Raw genomic sequence first — 18,019 nt, 5'->3', positions numbered from 1 at the left:
CCTGCGCCGGGCTAATTCTCAACTCCCAAGGAGTTCCTCATGAAAGCAGTTTTGATAGCCGCGCTGGTCGCGGCGGGGGCAGCGCACGCCCAGACAAGCTGGAAGCTGGCCACCGGCTACCGGGCCGAGTCCTTCCATACGCAAAACATCCTCCAGTTCGGCCGCGATGTGGATACGGCCACGCGCGGGGAGCTGCAGATACAGGTGTACCCCAACAACACCCTGGCCAAGCTGGCCGACATCAGCGCGGCCGTGCAGCAGGGAAAGGCCGAAGCCGGCGAGACCATCATGACCAGCATGGTCAAGGAAATCCCGCTGGCCGGCGCGGACTCCATTCCGTTCGTCGTCACTTCGTACAAGGACGCGCAGCGCCTCTGGAAGCTGCAGCGCCCCGGCCTTGAAAAACATTTTTCCGAGCGCGGGCTGAAGCTTCTCTACGCCGTGCCCTGGCCGCCGCAAGGCCTGCATTCGAACAAGCCGGTGCGGGGGCCGACGGACTTTCGCGGCACCCAGATGCGCACCTACAACCAGACCACCATGCGCATCGCCGAAATGCTGGGCGCCAAACCGGTTGACGTGGCCATGGTCGACGTGGGCAAGGCATTGGCCGAAGGCCGCATGGACAACATGATCACGTCGGCGCTGACCGGCGTGGAGAACAAGGTCTGGGGCCCGATCAAGTACTACTACGAGATCAATGCCTGGTTCCCGAAAAACGCGGTGTTCGTGAACAACAAAGCCTTTGATGCACTCAAGCCCGAGGCGCGCGCCGCAGTGCTCAAGGCGGCCGCCGAGGCGGAAGTGCGCGGCTGGCAGGCCAGCCAGGCATTGGCCGCCAGCGCCACCGAGGAACTGCGCGCCAACGGCGTGAAGATAGAGCGGATTTCGCCCGAGCTGGACCAGGAAATCAAGCGCATGGGCGAGAAGTTCTCGCGCGAGTGGATACGCTCCGTTGGCAATGAGGCGAACGACATTTTTGTGCCTTACTACATGCCGCAATGAGGCGGGCGAAAACAGGACGCCACATCGTATGAAAACACCTTCCGCAGCCGTCACAGCCTACCTTCACGCCAAGGACGGCAACCGCCCCCATCTGTTGGCGCAGGCATTCACGGACGATGCCCTGCTGGAGATGGTTGTTCATACCGCGGCGATTTCATTTCCGCCGGTATGCCAGGGGCGAGATGCCATCGCCGAGGTGCTGGTGCGCCGGTTCGGCCAGTCTTACGAGAATGTCTACACTTTTTGCCTGTCCCCGCCGCCTGAGGGCGATGCCGAGGTGTTTGTCTGTGATTGGCTGGTCGCCATGACCGAAAAGGACAGCCGTGCCGTGCGTGTCGGATGCGGCCGCTACGATTGGTGCTTTTCGCCGCCTTCATACCTGGCGGAAAGCCTTTCGATCACCATAGAGACCATGCAGACATTGCCGGCTTCGCAGGCGGAGAAGGTCATGGATTGGGCGGCCGGCCTACCCTATCCCTGGTGCCCGGCGGCGGTTGCCCTGCCAGGTGCGCCGGACATTCAGCAACTGGCACCGGTACTTGGGTACATTGGCAGGGAGCGTATGGCCGGTTCCGGCCGGACGGTAGCGGCCCGCGGTTCCAGGCCGGGCCTGGCGGCAAACAGATCCTGAAGATCAGCAAAAACACGTTAACTCTGAAATCAAAAACCATGCAAGACACCACATCCAAACCGGGCGGCGACCGTTGGCAATTCTGGATAGACCGCGGCGGCACCTTCACCGACATCGTGGCGAAAAAACCCGACGGCTCGCTGGTCACGCACAAGCTGCTGTCGGAAAACCCCGAGCAGTACCGTGACGCGGCCGTGGCCGGCATACGCCACCTGCTGGGCCTGAAGGCCGGCGAGCCGATACGCGCCGACGTGGTCGACTGCGTGAAGATGGGTACGACGGTGGCCACCAATGCGCTGCTGGAGCGCAAGGGCGAGCCCACGCTGCTGGTCACCACGCGCGGTTTTCGCGACGCGTTGCGCATTGCTTACCAGAACCGCCCGCGCCTGTTCGACCGCAACATCGTGCTGCCTGAGCTGCTGTACAGCGCCGTGGTCGAGGCCCAGGAGCGCGTGGGCGCGCAGGGCGAGGTGCTGCAGGCGCTGGACGAGGCGCTGCTGAAAAAAGAACTGCTGGCCCACTACCAGAAGGGCTTGCGCAGCCTGGCCATCGTGTTCATGCACGGTTACCGCTTCACCGAGCATGAAAAAGCCGCCAAGCGCATCGCGGCCGAGGTGGGTTTCACGCAGATCAGTACCTCGCATGAAACCAGCCCGATGATGAAGTTCGTGAGCCGCGGCGACACCACCGTGGTCGACGCCTACCTCTCGCCCATACTGCGCCGCTATGTGGAGCAGGTCGCCAGCGAGATGCCGGGTGTTCGCCTCTTCTTCATGCAGTCCTCGGGCGGTCTGACCGACGCGCATGTGTTCCAGGGCAAGGACGCCATCCTGAGCGGCCCGGCAGGCGGCATTGTGGGCATGGCCCGCACGGCGGCGATTGCCGGCCATGCCAAGGTCATAGGCTTTGACATGGGGGGCACCTCGACCGACGTTTCGCATTACGCCGGCGAGTTCGAGCGCGAGTTCGAGACCCAGGTGGCCGGCGTGCGCATGCGCGCACCCATGATGAGCATACACACGGTGGCGGCGGGCGGCGGCTCCATCCTCAAGTTCGACGGCGAGCGTTTTCGCGTGGGCCCGCAGAGCGCGGGCGCCAACCCCGGCCCGGCCAGCTACCGGCGCGGCGGACGCCTGGCGGTGACGGACGCCAACGTGATGGTCGGCAAGGTCCAGCCGCGCTACTTCCCCAAGGTCTTCGGCCCGAATGCCGACGAGCCGCTGAGCTATGAGGCCGTCGAGGCGCAATTCAACGAGCTGGCCGGCCAGACCGGCCGCAGCGCCGAGGTGGTGGCGGAAGGTTTTATCAACATCGCGGTGCAGCAGATGGCCAACGCCATCAAGAAAATTTCGGTGGCACGCGGTTACGACGTGACGCGCTATACCCTGCAGTGCTTTGGCGGCGCGGGCGGCCAGCATGCCTGCCTGGTGGCCGATGCGCTGGGTATGACCAAAGTATTTGTGCACCCGCTGGCCGGCGTGCTGAGCGCCTACGGCATGGGACTGGCCGACCAGAATGTGATCCGCGAGCAGGCGGTGGAGCTCAAACTTTCCGAGTCCGCGCTGCCCGAGATCGCCGCCAAGCTTGAGGAACTCGCCGCCCACGCCGAGGCCGAGCTGCAGCGCCAGCAGGTCAGCAAGGGAGGCATCACCACGCACCGGCGCGTGCATGTGCGCTATGAGGGCAGCGATTCCGCGCTGATTGTTCCTTTCGGCACGCTGGACCAGATCGAGGCCGGCTTTGAGGCCGCCTACCGCCAGCGTTTCGCCTTTTTGATGCAGGGCAAGGGCCTGGTGGTGGAGGCTGTGTCGGTCGAGGCCGTGGTGGCCGGCGACGCGCCAGCCGAGCCGCGCCACGCCACGCATGAGCCGCGCGAAGTGCCGCGCCGTGAAACCGTGCGCATGTATTCGGGCGGCCAGTGGCACGATGCGGCCCTGGTGGTGCGCGAGGATTTGCGGCCGGGCGACATTATTTCAGGCCCGGCCATCATTGCCGAGAAGAACGCGACCACGGTGGTCGAACCCGGCTGGGAAGCGGCGCTCACGGCGCTGGACCACCTGGTGCTGGACCGCCGCGCCGAGCGCGCCGTGACCTTCGCGGCCGGCACCACGGTGGACCCGGTGCTGCTGGAGGTTTTCAACAACCTCTTCATGAACATCGCCGAACAGATGGGCCTGCAGTTGCAGAACACCGCCTACTCGGTCAACATCAAGGAGCGCCTGGACTTCAGTTGCGCGTTGTTCGACACCGAAGGTAACCTGATCGCGAATGCGCCGCACATGCCGGTGCACCTGGGATCCATGGGCGAGAGTATCAAGACGGTGATCCGCGAGAACGCCGGCAGCATGCAGCCGGGCGACGTCTATGTGCTGAACGATCCCTATCACGGCGGAACGCATTTGCCCGACATCACGGTGATCACGCCGGTCTACCTGGGCAGCGCCGCGCAGCCGACGTTTTACGTGGGTTCGCGCGGACACCACGCGGATATTGGCGGCACCACGCCGGGCTCCATGCCGCCGTTCTCGACGCTGATCGAGGAAGAGGGCGTGCAGATCAACAACGTCAAGCTCGTCGAGCGCGGCGTGCTGCGTGAGGCCGAGATGGTCGCGCTGCTCAAGAGCGGAAAATACCCGAGCCGCAACCCGCAGCAGAACATGGCCGACCTCAAGGCGCAGATCGCCGCCAATGAAAAAGGCGTGCAGGAGCTGCGCAAGATGGTCGACAGCTTCAGCCTGGAAGTGGTGCTGGCGTATATGCGCCACGTGCAGGATAACGCCGAGGAGTCGGTGCGCCGCGTGATCACGCGCCTCAAAGACGGTGAATTCACCCTGCCGCTGGACAACGGCGCGCAGATCAAGGTGGCGATCCGCGTCAATGCGAAAGGCCGCAGTGCCGAGATCGACTTCACCGGCACCTCGCCGCAGCAGACCAACAACTTCAACGCGCCGACGGCGGTGTGCATGGCGGCGGTGCTCTATGTGTTCCGCACGCTGGTGGACGACGACATCCCGCTGAACGCGGGCTGCCTCAAGCCACTCAAGGTCATCATCCCGGCGGGCTCCATGCTCAACCCGAATCCGCCGGCCTCGGTGGTGGCGGGCAATGTGGAGACCTCCACCTGCATTACCAACGCCCTGTACGGCGCGCTGGGCGTGATGGCGGCCGGCCAGTGCACCATGAACAACTTCACCTTCGGCAATGCGCGCCACCAGTATTACGAAACCATTTCGGGTGGTTCGGGCGCGGGCGGCAAGCTCGATGAGACGGGCAAGCTGGTGTCGGGCTTTGACGGCACCAGCGTGGTCCAGACCCACATGACCAACTCGCGCTTGACCGACCCCGAGGTGCTGGAGTTCCGTTTCCCGGTGCGGCTGGAGAGTTATGAAATCCGTGAAGGCTCGGGCGGTGCGGGCCGCTGGCGCGGCGGCAACGGCGGCGTGCGCCGCGTGCGCTTCCTCGAAGCGATGACGGCCAGCATCCTGTCCAACGGCCGCAAGCACGGCGCCTTCGGCATGGCCGGCGGCGAGCCGGGCCAGGTCGGGCGCAATCTCGTGGTGCGGGCGCAGGGGCAGGTCGAGGCGCTGGACCACATAGGCCAGGCCGACATGCAGCCGGGCGATGTGTTTGAGATCCATACGCCGGGCGGCGGGGGATACGGGAAGGAATCGCTGACGTGAGCCTTGCCGGTCGGCGCATCGCTATCTGCCCGCGCGCGCAGCATGGAAATCCCCCAAGCCCGATGGCGAAGCGATGCGCATGAAGCTGTACCAGCGCGATACCTCCGTCTATTCCTATAAGGTGCGGCTGCTGCTGGCCTTCCTGCACGTGCCGTATGAAGCTGTCGCGGTGAAGCGGCTGCCTGACGGCCGCAACGACGTTGGGCCGGAGTACCTGCGGCTGAATCCACGCGGCCAGATTCCCACGTTGGAAGACGATGGCGTCGTGCTGTGGGGAAGTACCGCGATATTGACCTACATCGCCCTGCGTTATGACCCGCCGCGGCATTGGCTTCCGGGTGATGCTGCAGCCGCGGCCGAGGTGGCGCAATGGCTGGAGCTGGCGCAGAACGAAGTGCGTACCGGCCTGTTCCTCACACGCGCCATCTCGCGCTTTGGCTACGCCGGGGACCTGGATAAGGCCAGAAGCACCGGGCAGGGTGCGTTGCGGCTGCTGGAGCAGCGCCTGTGCGGCCGGCCATGGCTGGTGGGAGAGAGGCCGACGCTGGCCGACCTCGCCTGCTTTCCGGAAGTGGCCCTGAATGAGGGCGTGGAATTCAAGCCGGCGGAGTTTCCTTCCGTGCTGTCCTGGTTGCAGCGCTTTCGGAGCTTTGAAGGATTCGTGCCGCCGGCGATTCCGAAGGTTTGAATGTTCGCGCTGAAACTCGCGCTGGTCGCGTTCTCGGTACTGCTGTCCACGCTGGCCGCCCGGCGTTTCGGTCATCGCGTGGGCGGTGCGGTGGCCGGCATGCCCATGATCGCCGCGCCTGTGATCGCCATCCTTCTGCTGGACCATGACGCCGGGCAGGTGAGGGCGGTTGCCTTGGCCACGCTGGTGTGCCTGCCGGCGGCGGTCGTGCACATCGTGGGCTTCGCGGCCGGCGCCGGGCGCTGGGGCGCGCCGGTATGTGTGTCGCTGGCGCTGCTGGCCTATGCCTGTGCGTCGGCGGTGCTCACGCATCTGCCGCTTGCGCCCGTGCCGGTCAGCCTGCTGGCGCTGGCGGCGCCGGCCGCCGGCCTGTGGTTCGCGGCGCATCATGCAGGACCTGCCGTGCCTGTGACAGTGCCCAGGGTGGAACTGGTGCTGCGCATCGCGGTTGCGGTGGCGATGGCTGCCGTCATCATCGCGGGCGCCGACGTACTGCCGCCCGCCATCAGCGGCTTGCTGCTGGCGGTGCCTATCACCGGTACGGTATTGCCTTGCTTCACCTTGCCGCGCTACGGCGCCGCCGCAACCCGCTCGCTGGTGGCCGGCTTTCTGCAGGGTCTGCACGGTTTCGCAGCCTTCTTCATGACGCTGTACTGGACTCTGGGCGCCACCGGCCGGCTGGTGGCCTTTCTGATGGCCCTGGCCGCCGCGCTGGCCACTGCGGCGGTGATGCAGGCCCTGCGCCGGCGCATGCAGCGCCCCGAAACGGCGGGGACGGCCTGATCGCGCCATAATGCGGCGCCATGGACACCTCCTCTTTCGTCGACAATTACCGCTTGCTCGCCCGCTACAACCGCTGGTTTAACCAGCGCTTGTTTGATGCCTGCGAGCAACTGACGGACGAAGAACGCAAGCGTGATCGCGGCGCCTTCTTCGGCTCCATCCACAACACGCTCAACCACCTGGTCTGGGGCGACCAGGCCTGGCTGAAGCGCTTCGCTGCCCAGGGGGTGGCTTTCGAGGCGCTGTCCGACTCGCTGCTGGCCCTCCCGCCCGGCGCGCTGCACGGGACGGTGCTGCACGAGGATTGGGCCGCCTTGCGCGCGCAACGCGACCGCCTGGATGCCGCCATCGAGGATTTCGCAAACCGGATGCCGACGGACTATCCCCTGCGCACCATGCGTTATGCCAATACGCGGGGCGTGCAGCGTGAGCATCCGGTGTGGCAGGCGCTGACGCATTTCTTCAACCACCAGACCCACCATCGGGGGCAGGTGACCGTGCTGCTCATGCAGGCCGGAGTCGATCCGGGAACCACCGACCTGATCGCCATGATTTGAGACGGTTGCGATCCGGCTTCCCATAAAAAAAGCCCGCCGGTGGCGGGCTTTTTTGCTGCCGTGAATGGCTTTACTTCTTGGCGGCGCTGGCGGCTGGCTTGGCGGCGTCGGCTTTGGCGTCTTTCTTCTCGTCCTTGGCCTTCTTGGCATCGGCCTTGGCGGCTTTTTCTGCGTCGGCCTTGGCTTTGGCTTCGTCAGCCTTCTTTTTCTTCTCTTCGGCCTTGGCCTTCTTGTCGGCTTCTTTCTTGGCCTTTGCTTCGTCAGCCTTGGCTTTGGCCTCGGCCTTGGGGTCTTTCTTCTCCGCGGCCGCTGCGGGAGCCGGTGCGGCGGCTACCGGCGCGGCGGGTTTGGCTTCGGCTTTTTTCTCTTCGGCCTTGGCTGCGGGTTTTTCATCCTTCTTGGCAGCAGGGGCCGCGCCCTTGAAGCTGGCGCCGCCCACCGTCAGGCCTTCGGCGGAAAACTTGGCGGCATTGCCTTCGCCCACGCCCTTGACGCGTTCGATGAAGTCGTTCCAGTCCTTGAAGCTGCCCTTCTTGCGCTCGTCCAGGATCTTGCCCGAGATGGCGGGACCTATGCCTTTAATGCCGTCGAGCTCGGCCGCGGTGGCCTTGTTGACGTCAACGGCGGCAAACGAAACGGCCATGTACATGGCGGCGACGAAAGCCAGGATTTTTTTGAACATGAGAAATCTCCTCAAAGATTGGATTGAAGTGAAGCACGTGATCCATCCTTGTGAAGAAGGATGTCTTCTTCATAACGGCCCGTCCAGGGCAGCGTTGACTACCGGCTCCGGCTTTGGGGCCAGGAAAACCCTAGTGATAGATTGGTGCGGACTCAGCCCGCGGCGGCGCTCAAGGCCTGCATGTAAGCGGCCACACCCGTCTGCACATCGGCGAAGGCATGGGTGCAGCCGGCCGCGCGCAGCGCGCGCGGGTCGGCCTGGGTGTAGCTCTGGTATTTTCCGACCAGCGCGGGCGGAAAGGCGATGTACTCGATCAGGCCGCCGCGCACAGCTTCTTCCAGGCTCAGGGCCGAGGCGCTCTGTCCTTTGCGCAAGGTGTTCACGACGGCCAGGGCCACGTCGTTGAAAGGCTGGGCCCGGCCGGTGCCGAGGTTGAAGATGCCGGACTTGCCGGGATTGTCGAAGAACCAGAGGTTCACGGCCACCACGTCGTCGATGAAGATGAAGTCGCGCATCTGGCCGCCGGCGCCATAACCGCCGTATTCGCCGAAAAGTTTGACCTTGCCCTCGGCCTGGAACTGGTTGAACTGATGGAAGGCGACGCTGGCCATGCGGCCCTTGTGCTGTTCGCGCGGGCCGTAGACGTTGAAGTAGCGAAAGCCGGCCACCTGGGTGGAGGCATTTTCAAAGCGGGCGCCGAGCTCGCGCCGCATGCGCTGGTCGAACAGCAGCTTGGAGTAGCCGTAGACATTGAGCGGTCGCTCGAACTCGGGCGACTCGGTGAAGGTGTCGGAGCCGCCGTAAGTGGCGGCCGAGGAGGCATAGAGCAGGCGTGTGCCCTGGTCCTGGCAGGCGTGGAAGAGCTCGCAGGACAGCGTGTAGTTGTTGTCCATCATGTACTTGCCGTCGGCTTCCATGGTGTCACTGCAGGCGCCTTCGTGGAACACGGCCTCGACCTGGCCGTAAGCACCTTCGGCGAACAGCTCGTAGAAGTCGTCGGCGTCGACATAGTCGGCGATCTTCAGGTCGGCCAGGTTGCGGAATTTGTCGCCATGGGTCAGGTCGTCGACGGCGATGATGTCGTCGATACCGCGGGCATTGAGGCCCTTGATGATGTTGCTGCCAATGAAGCCGGCGGCGCCTGTGACTACGATTTTCATGATGGATCCTTGAGGTGAGCGCAAGCTCACTGCGCGGCGAACAGCTCGCCGTAGTTGACGGTGGCGGTGCCGAACTTGCCGACCACGATGCCGCCCGCGCGGTTGGCAATCGGCACGGCGTCGCGCAGGCGCATGCCGGTGGCGGTCATGGCGGCCAGCGTGGCGATCACGGTGTCGCCGGCGCCGGTCACGTCGAACACCTCGCGCGCCACGGCGGGGACATTGAGTTCGCCCTCGGCGTCGAACAGCGTCATGCCTTCTTCGCTGCGCGTGAGCAGCAGGGCTTCCAGGTTGAGCGCCTCGCGCAGGTTGTGGGCCTTGGCGCGCAGGTCGGCTTCGCTGCTCCAGGCGCCTATGACGTGCTCAAGCTCGGCGCGGTTGGGTGTGATGACGCTGGCGTTTTTGTAGCGCGCGTAGTCCGAGCCCTTGGGGTCGACCAGTACCACCTTGCCAGCGGCACGGGCCTGGGCGATCATCAAGACGATGTGCGCGAGGCCCCCCTTGCCGTAGTCGGAAAACAGCACTGCATCATGCTCGGTGTGCAGTTTTTCAAAGGTGGCCGACTGCGATGCCAACACTTCATTTTCGGGGGTGTTCTCGAAGTCCAGGCGTATGAGCTGCTGCTGGCGGCCGATGACGCGCAGCTTGACGGTGGTCTTGAGCTGGGCGTCGCGACCGAAATAGGGCGTGATGCCGGTCTTGGCGACCAGCGCCTCGAGCTGGTGGCTGGCTTCGTCGTCGCCCACCACGCTCAGCAGCGAAGCCTGCGCGCCCAGCGTCACGATGTTGTAGGCCACGTTGGCCGCGGCGCCTATGCGCTCCTCGGTACGCGTGACGCGTACCACGGGCACAGGCGCCTCGGGCGAGATGCGGTCCACCGCGCCATACCAGTAGCGGTCCAGCATGGCATCGCCCACCACGAGGACGCGGGCCTTGGCGATCTGTTGAGGGGAGAGGGAGGGTGTTGTCATGTTTGCTTGTTCTAAACCGGTTCAGCGCTGGTGTCCAGGCTTTCTCTTTTCCAGCGGACACCGCGGAACCGGCTTTGCCGGGCCGCAAGTGTCGCCCCCTGCAAGGGGGAGGGAGGCGAAGCCTTCACGGGGGTGTTCAAAGTTCTTCAATACGGCGCGTCGGGTAGCTGTCCCAGGCCTGGCAGCCCGGGCAGTGCCAGAAGTGCTGGGTGGCCTCGAAACCGCAGGCCGCGCAGCGATAGCGCATCAGGGGTTTGGTGGCCTGGTCGAGAGCGCGCTGGACCAGCGTGTGGTGCTGCTCGTCCTGCAGCTTTTCACCGGCGATCCATTTGCCGGCCGCGACCAGCGAGGCCTGGCGCTCCAGGTGTTTCACATACCACTGCCGCGCCGAAGCCGGGTCTTTCTCGAGCTTGACGATGGCTTCGATCACGTCGATGGACGGCATGTTGGCATAGCTGGCCTTGAGCAGCTCCAGCGCCGTGGCTTCCTGGCCGCCGGCCTGGGCGATGTTGGCCAGCAGGCCGGCGGCCAGTGGCAGGCCTTGCGGCGCGGTTTTTTCGAGCTTGAGCAGGGTTTGCAGGGCGTCCTGCGGGCGGCCCAGCTGGTTTTGCAGCTTTGCGAGGTCTATGAGGGGGCGGGCCAGGGCCGGCGCCATGGCGATGGCTTCCTGCAGGGCGCCCAGGGCCCGGGTGGTGTCGCCGGCTGCTGCGCTGGCGCCGGCCTGCTCGCACAGGTAGTGCGCCTGGCGGGCGCTGAAGCTGCCGTGGCTGGAGCTGCCGAGCCGGGCGGCGATTTCAGTGGCATTGGCCCAGTCGCGCGAGCGTTCGTAAATCGACAGCAGGGCCAGCCGCGCCTCTTCTTCAAAGGGCGTGCCTTCGAGCTTGCGCAGGGCGGCCTCGGCGCGGTCCAGCAGGCCGGCCTTGAGGAAGTCGAGCGCCAGGGCATGCTGGGCGCGGTCGCGCTCGGGCTGCGTGAGGTCACCGCGCGACATCAGGTGTTCGTGCACGCGCACGGCGCGCTCGTACTCGCCGCGGCGGCGAAACAGGTTGCCCAGCGCGAAGTGAAGCTCGGAGGTGTCCGGGTCGCTCTGCACCGCCTCGATGAAGGCGTCTATGGCCTGGTCCTGCTGCTCGTTGAGCAGGAAGTTAAGACCCTTGAAATAGGCCTTGGGCGCCTGGCGGTTCTCGATGCGCAACTGCCGCAAGTCCAGCCGTGAGGCCAGCCAGCCCAGCGTGAAAGCAATCGGAAACCCGAGCAGGACCCAGGTGAAGTCAAATTCCATGGTGCATCGTGGACGGGTCTTCGCTGACGGTGTGGGGACCCATGGTGGAAGCGTATTTGGCCGAGCGGCGTTTTTTCCACCAGCGCGGCATCATGACAAAAATGCCGAGTGCCAGCCCGCAGGCGAAGGTCGCCAGCACGACCAGCACCAGGGGCGCTTGCCACATGGTGCCAAAAAAGAAATACACCGCAACCGTTTGCTGGTTATTCAGTGCAAAAGCGAAGAGCGTAAAAAAAATGGCTGCTTTAAGCAGCCACATGAGGTATTTCACTTGGTAATCCCCCGGGTGGTCTGGCGATTGTAGCCAGCCCATCGAGGGACACCAGCAAGACCTTACTTGGGTTCCGTGACCGACAGCAATTCCTGGGTGCGGGCATCGACGGCTTCGCGCAATGCCTTCCCGGGTTTGAAATGCGGCACCCGTTTTTCGGGGATGGCCACGCTTTCGCCGGAACGCGGGTTGCGTCCCATGCGGGGCGGGCGCCGGTTGATGGAGAAACTGCCGAAACCCCTGATTTCAATGCGATGGCCGCGCACCAACGCGTCGCTCATGGCGTCAAGAATCGTCTTGACGGCATATTCGGCGTCGCGGTGCGTCAGCTGGCTGAATCGGGCCGCCAGTTCTTCGACGAGGTCGCTTCGGGTCATGGATCAAGTAGCTGCACAGCGATGCGACCCGCCCCAGGGGGCGTATCGCACCGCCGCGCGGTTGCCTTACTTTTCGTTGTTGTCCAGCTTGGCGCGCAGCAGGGCGCCCAGGCTGGTCGTGCCGGCGTTTTCACGCGACGATTGCTGGCTCAGGTTGGCCATGGCTTCCTGCTGGTCGGCGTTGTCCTTGGCCTTGACCGACAGCTGGATGTTGCGGGTCTTGCGATCCACGTTCACCACGACTGCGGAGACTTCGTCGCCTTCTTTCAGCACGTTGCGAGCGTCTTCAACGCGGTCACGGCTGATTTCGCTGGCGCGCAGGTAGCCGATGATGTCTTCGCCGAGGTCGATTTCAGCGCCCTTGGCATCAACGGTCTTGACCTTGCCGGTCACGATAGCGCCCTTGTCGTTGATCGACACGAACGTGGTGAACGGGTCGGAATCGAGCTGCTTGATGCCCAGGGAGATGCGCTCGCGGTCGACGTCGACGGCCAGCACGATGGCTTCCACTTCCTGGCCCTTTTTGTAGTTGCGAACAGCGGCTTCGCCGGGTTCGTTCCACGAGAGGTCGGACAGGTGCACCAGGCCGTCGATGCCGGCAGCCAGGCCCACGAAGACGCCGAAGTCGGTGATCGACTTGATCGGGCCCTTGACGCGGTCACCGCGCTTGGTTTCCTGCGCGAACTCTTGCCATGGGTTGGCCTTGCACTGCTTCATGCCCAGGCTGATGCGGCGCTTGTCTTCGTCGATCTCGAGGACCATGACTTCGACTTCATCGCCCAGGGCCACGAGCTTGCTCGGAGCCACGTTCTTGTTGGTCCAGTCCATTTCGGACACGTGGACCAGGCCTTCGATGCCGGGTTCGAGTTCCACAAACGCGCCGTAGTCGGCGATGTTGGTGATCTTGCCGAACAGGCGCGTGCCTTGCGGGTAGCGGCGGTTCACGCCCATCCATGGGTCGTCGCCCATCTGCTTGAGGCCCAGCGAGACGCGGTTCTTCTCGGTGTCGAACTTCAGGATCTTGGCAACGATCTCTTGACCGGCCGTCACCACTTCGCTTGGGTGACGCACGCGGCGCCATGCCATGTCGGTGATGTGCAGCAGGCCGTCGATACCGCCCAGGTCAACGAAAGCACCGTATTCGGTGATGTTCTTCACGACGCCCTTGACGGCAGTGCCTTCCTTGAGGGTTTCCATCAGCTTGGCGCGTTCTTCGCCCATGCTGGCTTCGACCACGGCGCGGCGGCTCAGCACCACGTTGTTGCGCTTGCGGTCCAGCTTGATGACCTTGAATTCCATGGTCTTGTTCTCGTAGGGAGACAAGTCCTTGATAGGGCGGGTGTCGATGAGCGAGCCGGGCAGGAAGGCGCGGATGCCGTTGACGAGGACGGTGAGGCCGCCCTTGACCTTGCCGCTGGTCTGGCCGGTAACGAATTCGCCGGATTCCAGGGCTTTTTCCAGGCTCATCCACGAAGCCAGGCGCTTGGCCTTGTCGCGGGACAGCAGGGTGTCGCCATAGCCGTTTTCGACGGAGTCGATGGCCACGGAGACGAAATCGCCGACCTGGACTTCGAGCTCGCCCTGGTCGTTCTTGAATTCTTCGAGGGGGACATAAGCCTCGGATTTGAGTCCGGCATTCACAACGACGTGGTTGTGGTCGATACGAACGACTTCGGCGGTGATGACTTCACCGGTACGCATTTCAGAGCGTTGCAGCGATTCGTTAAATAGGTCGGCAAAAGATTCAGACATGATTTTCCTAGTCCACACAACAGGGTTCCAATAGCGGGATTGCTACTGTTTTTATAGCTGCTTGCGGCGGTGTTTTTTGCGGCCAGCCGTCTGGTAAGGCCGCGGGTTACGTTGATGAACCTGCTGACCCAAGCGCAGGTTGCGCGTCGGGGGTCAGAAGGGCCGGGTGCCTTGCCACCATTCAAGCACCTGCTCCACCGATTTTTCAATCGACAGATAGGAGTTGTCCAGGGGGCGGGCGTCATCAGCAGGCTTCAAAGGGGCTGCTTTTCGCGACGAATCGCGCGCATCACGTGCCTCTAAATCTTGCTGAATCTCGCCGATTGTAGCCGAATTTCCCTTTGAAATCAACTGCTTATGCCGGCGTTCGGCGCGGTGCAGGGCGCTGGCCGTGAGGAAAACCTTGAGCGGGGCGTCCGGGAAGATGACGGTCCCCATGTCCCGGCCGTCGGCGACCAGCCCCGGCAGCTTGCGAAAGCTGTGCTGGAGCTCCAGCAAGGCGGCGCGAACCTCGGGGTGGGCCGACACGCGGGAGGCGGCCATGCCGGCGGCTTCGGTGCGTATTGCCTCGGACACGTCCTGAGGCCCGAGAAAGATGTGGCTACCCTGGAAACGCACCGGCATGGTGCGCGCCACGCGGGCCACGCCGGGCCCGTCGTCCAGCGAAACGCCAGCCAGCGCCGCGGCATGGGCGCTCAGGCGGTAAAGCGCGCCGGAGTCCAGGTAGTGGTAGCCCAGCCGGTGGGCCGTCAGGGCCGCGAGCGTGCCCTTGCCGGAGGCCGTCGGGCCGTCGATGCAGATGACCGGAATGCGGGGCGTGTCGGCCTGGGCCACCTCGAACAGGGCTTCGAAGTAATCGGGGAAGGTCTTGGCCACGCATTTGGGGTCCAGGATACGCACCGGCAGCTGTGCCGGGTTGAAGGCCGCCAGCGAAAAACACATGGCCACGCGGTGGTCGTCGTAGGTATGGATCGCGCCCGTCGTCCACTGGGTGGGAGGGGTGATCCTGAGGTAGTCCGCGCCTTCCTCGACCACAGCGCCGAATTTTTGCAGCTCGCAGGCCATGGCGGCGATGCGGTCGGTTTCCTTGACGCGCCAGCTCGCGATATTGCGCAGCGTGGTGGTGCCGTCGGCGTACAGCGCCATCACGGCCAGCGTCATGGCGGCGTCGGGAATGTGGTTGCAGTCCAGGTCTATGGCCTTGAGCGGCCAGGCGCCGCGCGAAATGCGCAGCGAGTTCGGTGCGCTATCGACCCGTGCGCCCATCATTTCGGCGGCCTCGACGAAGCGGATGTCGCCCTGGATAGAGGCGGCGCCCACACCCTGAATTTCAATGCTGGAGTGTCCCGGGGACGCCGCCGCGATGGCACCCAGTGCGATGAAATAGCTGGCCGACGAGGCGTCGCCCTCGACATGGATGGCGCCAGGCGACTGGTAGCGGCTGCCGGCGGGAATGGTGAAGCGTTCCCAGCCCTGGCGCGTGACGTCTATGCCGAAGCGCTGCAGCAGCTTGAGCGTGATCTCAATGTAGGGCCGGGAGATCAGCTCGCCGACCACTTCAATGCAAATATCCCGCTCGGCGACCAGCGGCAGGGCCATCAGCAGGGCGGTCAGGAACTGGCTGGAGACATCGCCGCGCACCCGTATGGGCTGCTCCAGCTTGAGTTGCCCGGGCCGCAGGCGCAGCGGCGGAAAACCTTCGTTGCCGAGGTAGTCGATGGCGCAGCCCAGTTGCCTGAGCGCGTCGACCAAGTCGCCTATGGGCCTTTCGTGCATGCGCGGCACGCCGGATAACTCGAATTCCCCACCCAGCAGGGCCAGCGCGGCCGTCAGCGGCCGCATGGCTGTGCCGGCGTTGCCCATGAAAAGCTTGGCCGGGGTCTGGACGGGGCGCCCGCCCAGCCCGCTGATCACGGCGGTGTTGCCGTCCTGCCTGACTGCGCAGCCGAGCTGCCTGAGCGCGGCCAGCATCACGGCGGTGTCGTCGGAGGCGAGCAGGTCGTGGACCGTGGTCTCGCCGTGGCTCAAGGCGGCCAGCAGCAGGACGCGGTTGGAAATGCTTTTGGAGCCGGGCAGGCGGACGGTGCCTCCCGCGCTGCGCAAGGGCGGAACGTCCAGGAACTCGGTGTCGAACATGGACTGCGGATTATTTGTGCGATTTTTGTGAGGAGATGCGCCAGTTGGCCCGGGTCTCGCTGGCCCGCTCGATCAGCACTTCAAGGACGTCGCCGCTGCTGTTGGCAATCAGCTCCTCGAGCGACTGCAGGGTTTCCTGGAAAATTTTTGACTGGGCCAACAATTCTTCGCGATTCGCGATCAGGATGTCGCGCCACATTTTTGGGTCGCTGGCGGCAATGCGCGTGAAGTCCCGGAACCCCGGGCCGGCCAGTGACATGTACTCCTTGCCATGGTCCTGCCCGGTGATGCCGTTGATCAGGGCGAAGGCGATCAGGTGCGGCAGGTGGCTGACGGCGGCGTAGGCGGCGTCGTGGGCCTGGGGCGACATCTTGAGGACATGGCAGCCCAAGGCCGTCCAGACGTCGTTGGCTTTTTGCAGTTGTACCGTGAAGGTGCGCTCTATGGGCGTCAGGATGACCTGCTTGCCGGCGTAGAGGTCCACGTCCGCATGCTCGACCCCCGAGACTTCCTTGCCGGTGATCGGGTGGCAGGGCACGAAGGAGCCGACGTTGTCGCGCAGCACGCGCCGCGCGGCGTCCACCACGTCGCGCTTGGTCGAGCCGACGTCCATGATCAGCGTGTTCGGGCCGACCAGGTGGCGTATGGCCTTGAAGGTAGCCTCCGTCGCCGAAACCGGCACGGCCAGCAAAACGATGTCGGCACCCGAAACCGCCAACAGCGCCGAAGGAGCCTCCACGTCGATCACACCCATCTGGCGCGCCCGCTCCGTGGTGGAGGGGGATTTACTGTAGCCGACGACGCGCTTGACCAGGCCGGCGCGTTTGAGCGCCAGCGCGAATGAGCCACCCATCAGGCCGCATCCAATGAGACCTAATTGTTCAAACATGTTGTGGCACCAGGGAGGTTGTGAGTCGTTGCATTAATCGCCGATGGGATAGGTTCCCAGGACCTTGTAAAAGGCGCACAGCCGCTGCAAATCGGCCAGCGCGGCTTTGACATGGTCCTGAGAGGGGTGACCTTGCAGGTCAATATAAAAATAGTATTCCCACTGGCCGGAGCGCGCCGGGCGCGATTCAAAGCGGGTCATGGAGACGCCGTGGGCTTTGAGCGGCATCAGGATGTCGTGGACGGCGCCCGGGCGGTTGGGCACGGACACCACCAGGCTGACGCAATCCTTGCCGGATGCGGGCGGGGAGGGCAGTGTCTGCGGCAGGCAGACCACGGCAAAACGCGTGCGGTTGAAGGCGTCGTCCTGGATGGCGTGGGCTGCCGTATAAAGGCCGAACTGGGTGGCCGCCCGGTCGCTGGCGATGCCGGCCCAGGCCGGGTTGGTGGTGGCCAGGCGCGCGCCCTCGGCATTGCTGGACGCGGTGCGGCGGTCGGCCTGGGGCAGGTGTGTGGTCAGCCAGCCCTGGCATTGGGCCAGCGCCTGGGGGTGGGCGTAGACCGCTTCTATGCCTTCGAGCGACTCCGAGAGCCGCAGCAGGTTGTGGCGCACCATCAGGCTGATTTCGCCGACGATGTGCAGGGGGGAGTTGAGGAACAGGTCGAGCGAGCGTGAGACCACGCCTTCGGTGGAGTTTTCCACCGGCACGACGCCGTAGCTGGCGCTGCCGGCCGCCGTCGCGCGAAAGACCTCGTCAATGCTGATGCAAGGAACGTGTTCGATGCTGGCGCCGAAAAACTGCCGCGCCGCCTGCTCGCTGAAGGTGCCCGCGGGGCCCAGGTAGGCTACGCGTACCGGGGATTCCAGGGCCAGGCAGGCCGACATGATTTCGCGCCACACGGCCGCCACATGCTCGTTCTTGAGCGGCCCTTGGTTGGCCTGCTGGATCTGCTCTATCACCTGGGCCACCCGGTCGGGACGGAAAAACGGCGTACCTTCGCGTTTTTTGAGCTCTCCGACCTGCTCGGCGACCTGGGCACGACGGTTCAGCAGGGAAAGCAGTTCCCTGTCCAGGGCGTCGATCTGGACGCGTAAGTCAGCAAGGTTGGCAGTCATATCAGGGGCCGTCCGCCTGCGCCATCTGCACTGGATGCCCCA

Annotated in this window: 16 protein-coding genes; 6 read left to right on the top strand and 10 right to left on the bottom strand. The window is 64.5% G+C overall.

Translation table 11 applies throughout. From position 1 onward, the window contains the following. Positions 1 to 39: 39 nt before the first annotated feature. The 6 genes from ACEN8I_RS07230 (at position 40) to ACEN8I_RS07205 (ending at position 7,341) form a co-directional block, all read left to right on the top strand. Positions 40 to 1,002: a TRAP transporter substrate-binding protein gene (locus tag ACEN8I_RS07230; protein ID WP_413327632.1), complete on the top strand. Its 963-nt coding sequence runs from the start codon at positions 40 to 42 to the stop codon at positions 1,000 to 1,002. A 28-nt stretch (positions 1,003 to 1,030) separates the two neighbouring features. Further along, the gene (locus ACEN8I_RS07225) at positions 1,031 to 1,633 is read left to right on the top strand and encodes a hypothetical protein (RefSeq protein WP_413327631.1); all 603 of its coding nucleotides are present in this window, start codon (positions 1,031 to 1,033) and stop codon (positions 1,631 to 1,633) included. 38 nt (positions 1,634 to 1,671) lie between these two features. After that, entirely contained in the window at positions 1,672 to 5,313 is a 3,642-nt protein-coding gene (locus ACEN8I_RS07220; RefSeq protein ID WP_413327630.1) for a hydantoinase B/oxoprolinase family protein, read from the top strand. A gap of 79 nt (positions 5,314 to 5,392) precedes the next feature. Continuing rightward, positions 5,393 to 6,001 carry a glutathione S-transferase family protein gene (locus tag ACEN8I_RS07215; RefSeq protein ID WP_413327629.1) on the top strand — a complete coding sequence of 203 codons (609 nt, stop codon included), beginning with the start codon at positions 5,393 to 5,395 and terminating at the stop codon, positions 5,999 to 6,001. Further along, entirely contained in the window at positions 6,002 to 6,784 is a 783-nt protein-coding gene (locus ACEN8I_RS07210) for a hypothetical protein (RefSeq protein ID WP_413327628.1), read from the top strand. A gap of 20 nt (positions 6,785 to 6,804) precedes the next feature. Continuing rightward, the gene (locus tag ACEN8I_RS07205; protein WP_413327627.1) at positions 6,805 to 7,341 is read left to right on the top strand and encodes a DinB family protein; all 537 of its coding nucleotides are present in this window, start codon (positions 6,805 to 6,807) and stop codon (positions 7,339 to 7,341) included. A 70-nt stretch (positions 7,342 to 7,411) separates the two neighbouring features. Here ACEN8I_RS07205 and ACEN8I_RS07200 read toward each other — a convergent pair whose 3' ends face one another. The 10 genes from ACEN8I_RS07200 to pheA form a co-directional block, all read right to left on the bottom strand. After that, a complete protein-coding gene (locus tag ACEN8I_RS07200) occupies positions 7,412 to 8,023 on the bottom strand; it encodes a ComEA family DNA-binding protein (protein ID WP_413327626.1) in 612 nt (203 codons plus the stop codon). Positions 8,024 to 8,175: 152 nt separating this feature from the next. Then, complete coding sequence (gene rfaD / locus ACEN8I_RS07195) at positions 8,176 to 9,183, bottom strand: ADP-glyceromanno-heptose 6-epimerase (RefSeq protein WP_413327625.1); 1,008 nt, start codon at positions 9,181 to 9,183, stop codon at positions 8,176 to 8,178. Between the two features lie 26 nt (positions 9,184 to 9,209). Continuing rightward, positions 9,210 to 10,154, bottom strand: a complete 945-nt coding sequence (gene rfaE1, locus ACEN8I_RS07190) for a D-glycero-beta-D-manno-heptose-7-phosphate kinase (RefSeq protein WP_413327624.1) — start codon at positions 10,152 to 10,154, stop codon at positions 9,210 to 9,212. A 136-nt stretch (positions 10,155 to 10,290) separates the two neighbouring features. Further along, positions 10,291 to 11,436 (bottom strand): lipopolysaccharide assembly protein LapB, encoded by a 1,146-nt coding sequence (gene lapB / locus ACEN8I_RS07185; RefSeq protein ID WP_413327623.1) that lies wholly within the window; start codon positions 11,434 to 11,436, stop codon positions 10,291 to 10,293. Next, the gene (locus ACEN8I_RS07180) at positions 11,426 to 11,707 is read right to left on the bottom strand and encodes a lipopolysaccharide assembly LapA domain-containing protein (protein ID WP_036838921.1); all 282 of its coding nucleotides are present in this window, start codon (positions 11,705 to 11,707) and stop codon (positions 11,426 to 11,428) included. The genes lapB and ACEN8I_RS07180 overlap by 11 nt, the downstream gene beginning before the upstream one ends. A 62-nt stretch (positions 11,708 to 11,769) precedes the next feature. Beyond that, entirely contained in the window at positions 11,770 to 12,084 is a 315-nt protein-coding gene (locus tag ACEN8I_RS07175; RefSeq protein ID WP_413327622.1) for an integration host factor subunit beta, read from the bottom strand. A gap of 66 nt (positions 12,085 to 12,150) precedes the next feature. Beyond that, positions 12,151 to 13,836 (bottom strand): 30S ribosomal protein S1, encoded by a 1,686-nt coding sequence (gene rpsA, locus ACEN8I_RS07170; protein ID WP_007869489.1) that lies wholly within the window; start codon positions 13,834 to 13,836, stop codon positions 12,151 to 12,153. A 153-nt stretch (positions 13,837 to 13,989) separates the two neighbouring features. Then, a complete protein-coding gene (locus tag ACEN8I_RS07165) occupies positions 13,990 to 15,972 on the bottom strand; it encodes a bifunctional 3-phosphoshikimate 1-carboxyvinyltransferase/cytidylate kinase (protein WP_413327621.1) in 1,983 nt (660 codons plus the stop codon). Positions 15,973 to 15,982: 10 nt separating this feature from the next. Next, complete coding sequence (locus ACEN8I_RS07160; RefSeq protein ID WP_413327620.1) at positions 15,983 to 16,861, bottom strand: prephenate dehydrogenase; 879 nt, start codon at positions 16,859 to 16,861, stop codon at positions 15,983 to 15,985. A gap of 33 nt (positions 16,862 to 16,894) precedes the next feature. Further along, positions 16,895 to 17,977: a prephenate dehydratase gene (gene pheA, locus ACEN8I_RS07155; protein WP_413327619.1), complete on the bottom strand. Its 1,083-nt coding sequence runs from the start codon at positions 17,975 to 17,977 to the stop codon at positions 16,895 to 16,897. Positions 17,978 to 18,019 lie beyond the last annotated feature (42 nt).

This window comes from Polaromonas sp. CT11-55, assembly GCF_047303325.1.
Taxonomy (GTDB): domain Bacteria; phylum Pseudomonadota; class Gammaproteobacteria; order Burkholderiales; family Burkholderiaceae_C; genus Polaromonas.
The sequence above is the reverse complement of the archived record's forward strand: the minus strand, read 5'-3'. Positions and strand labels throughout refer to the sequence as shown.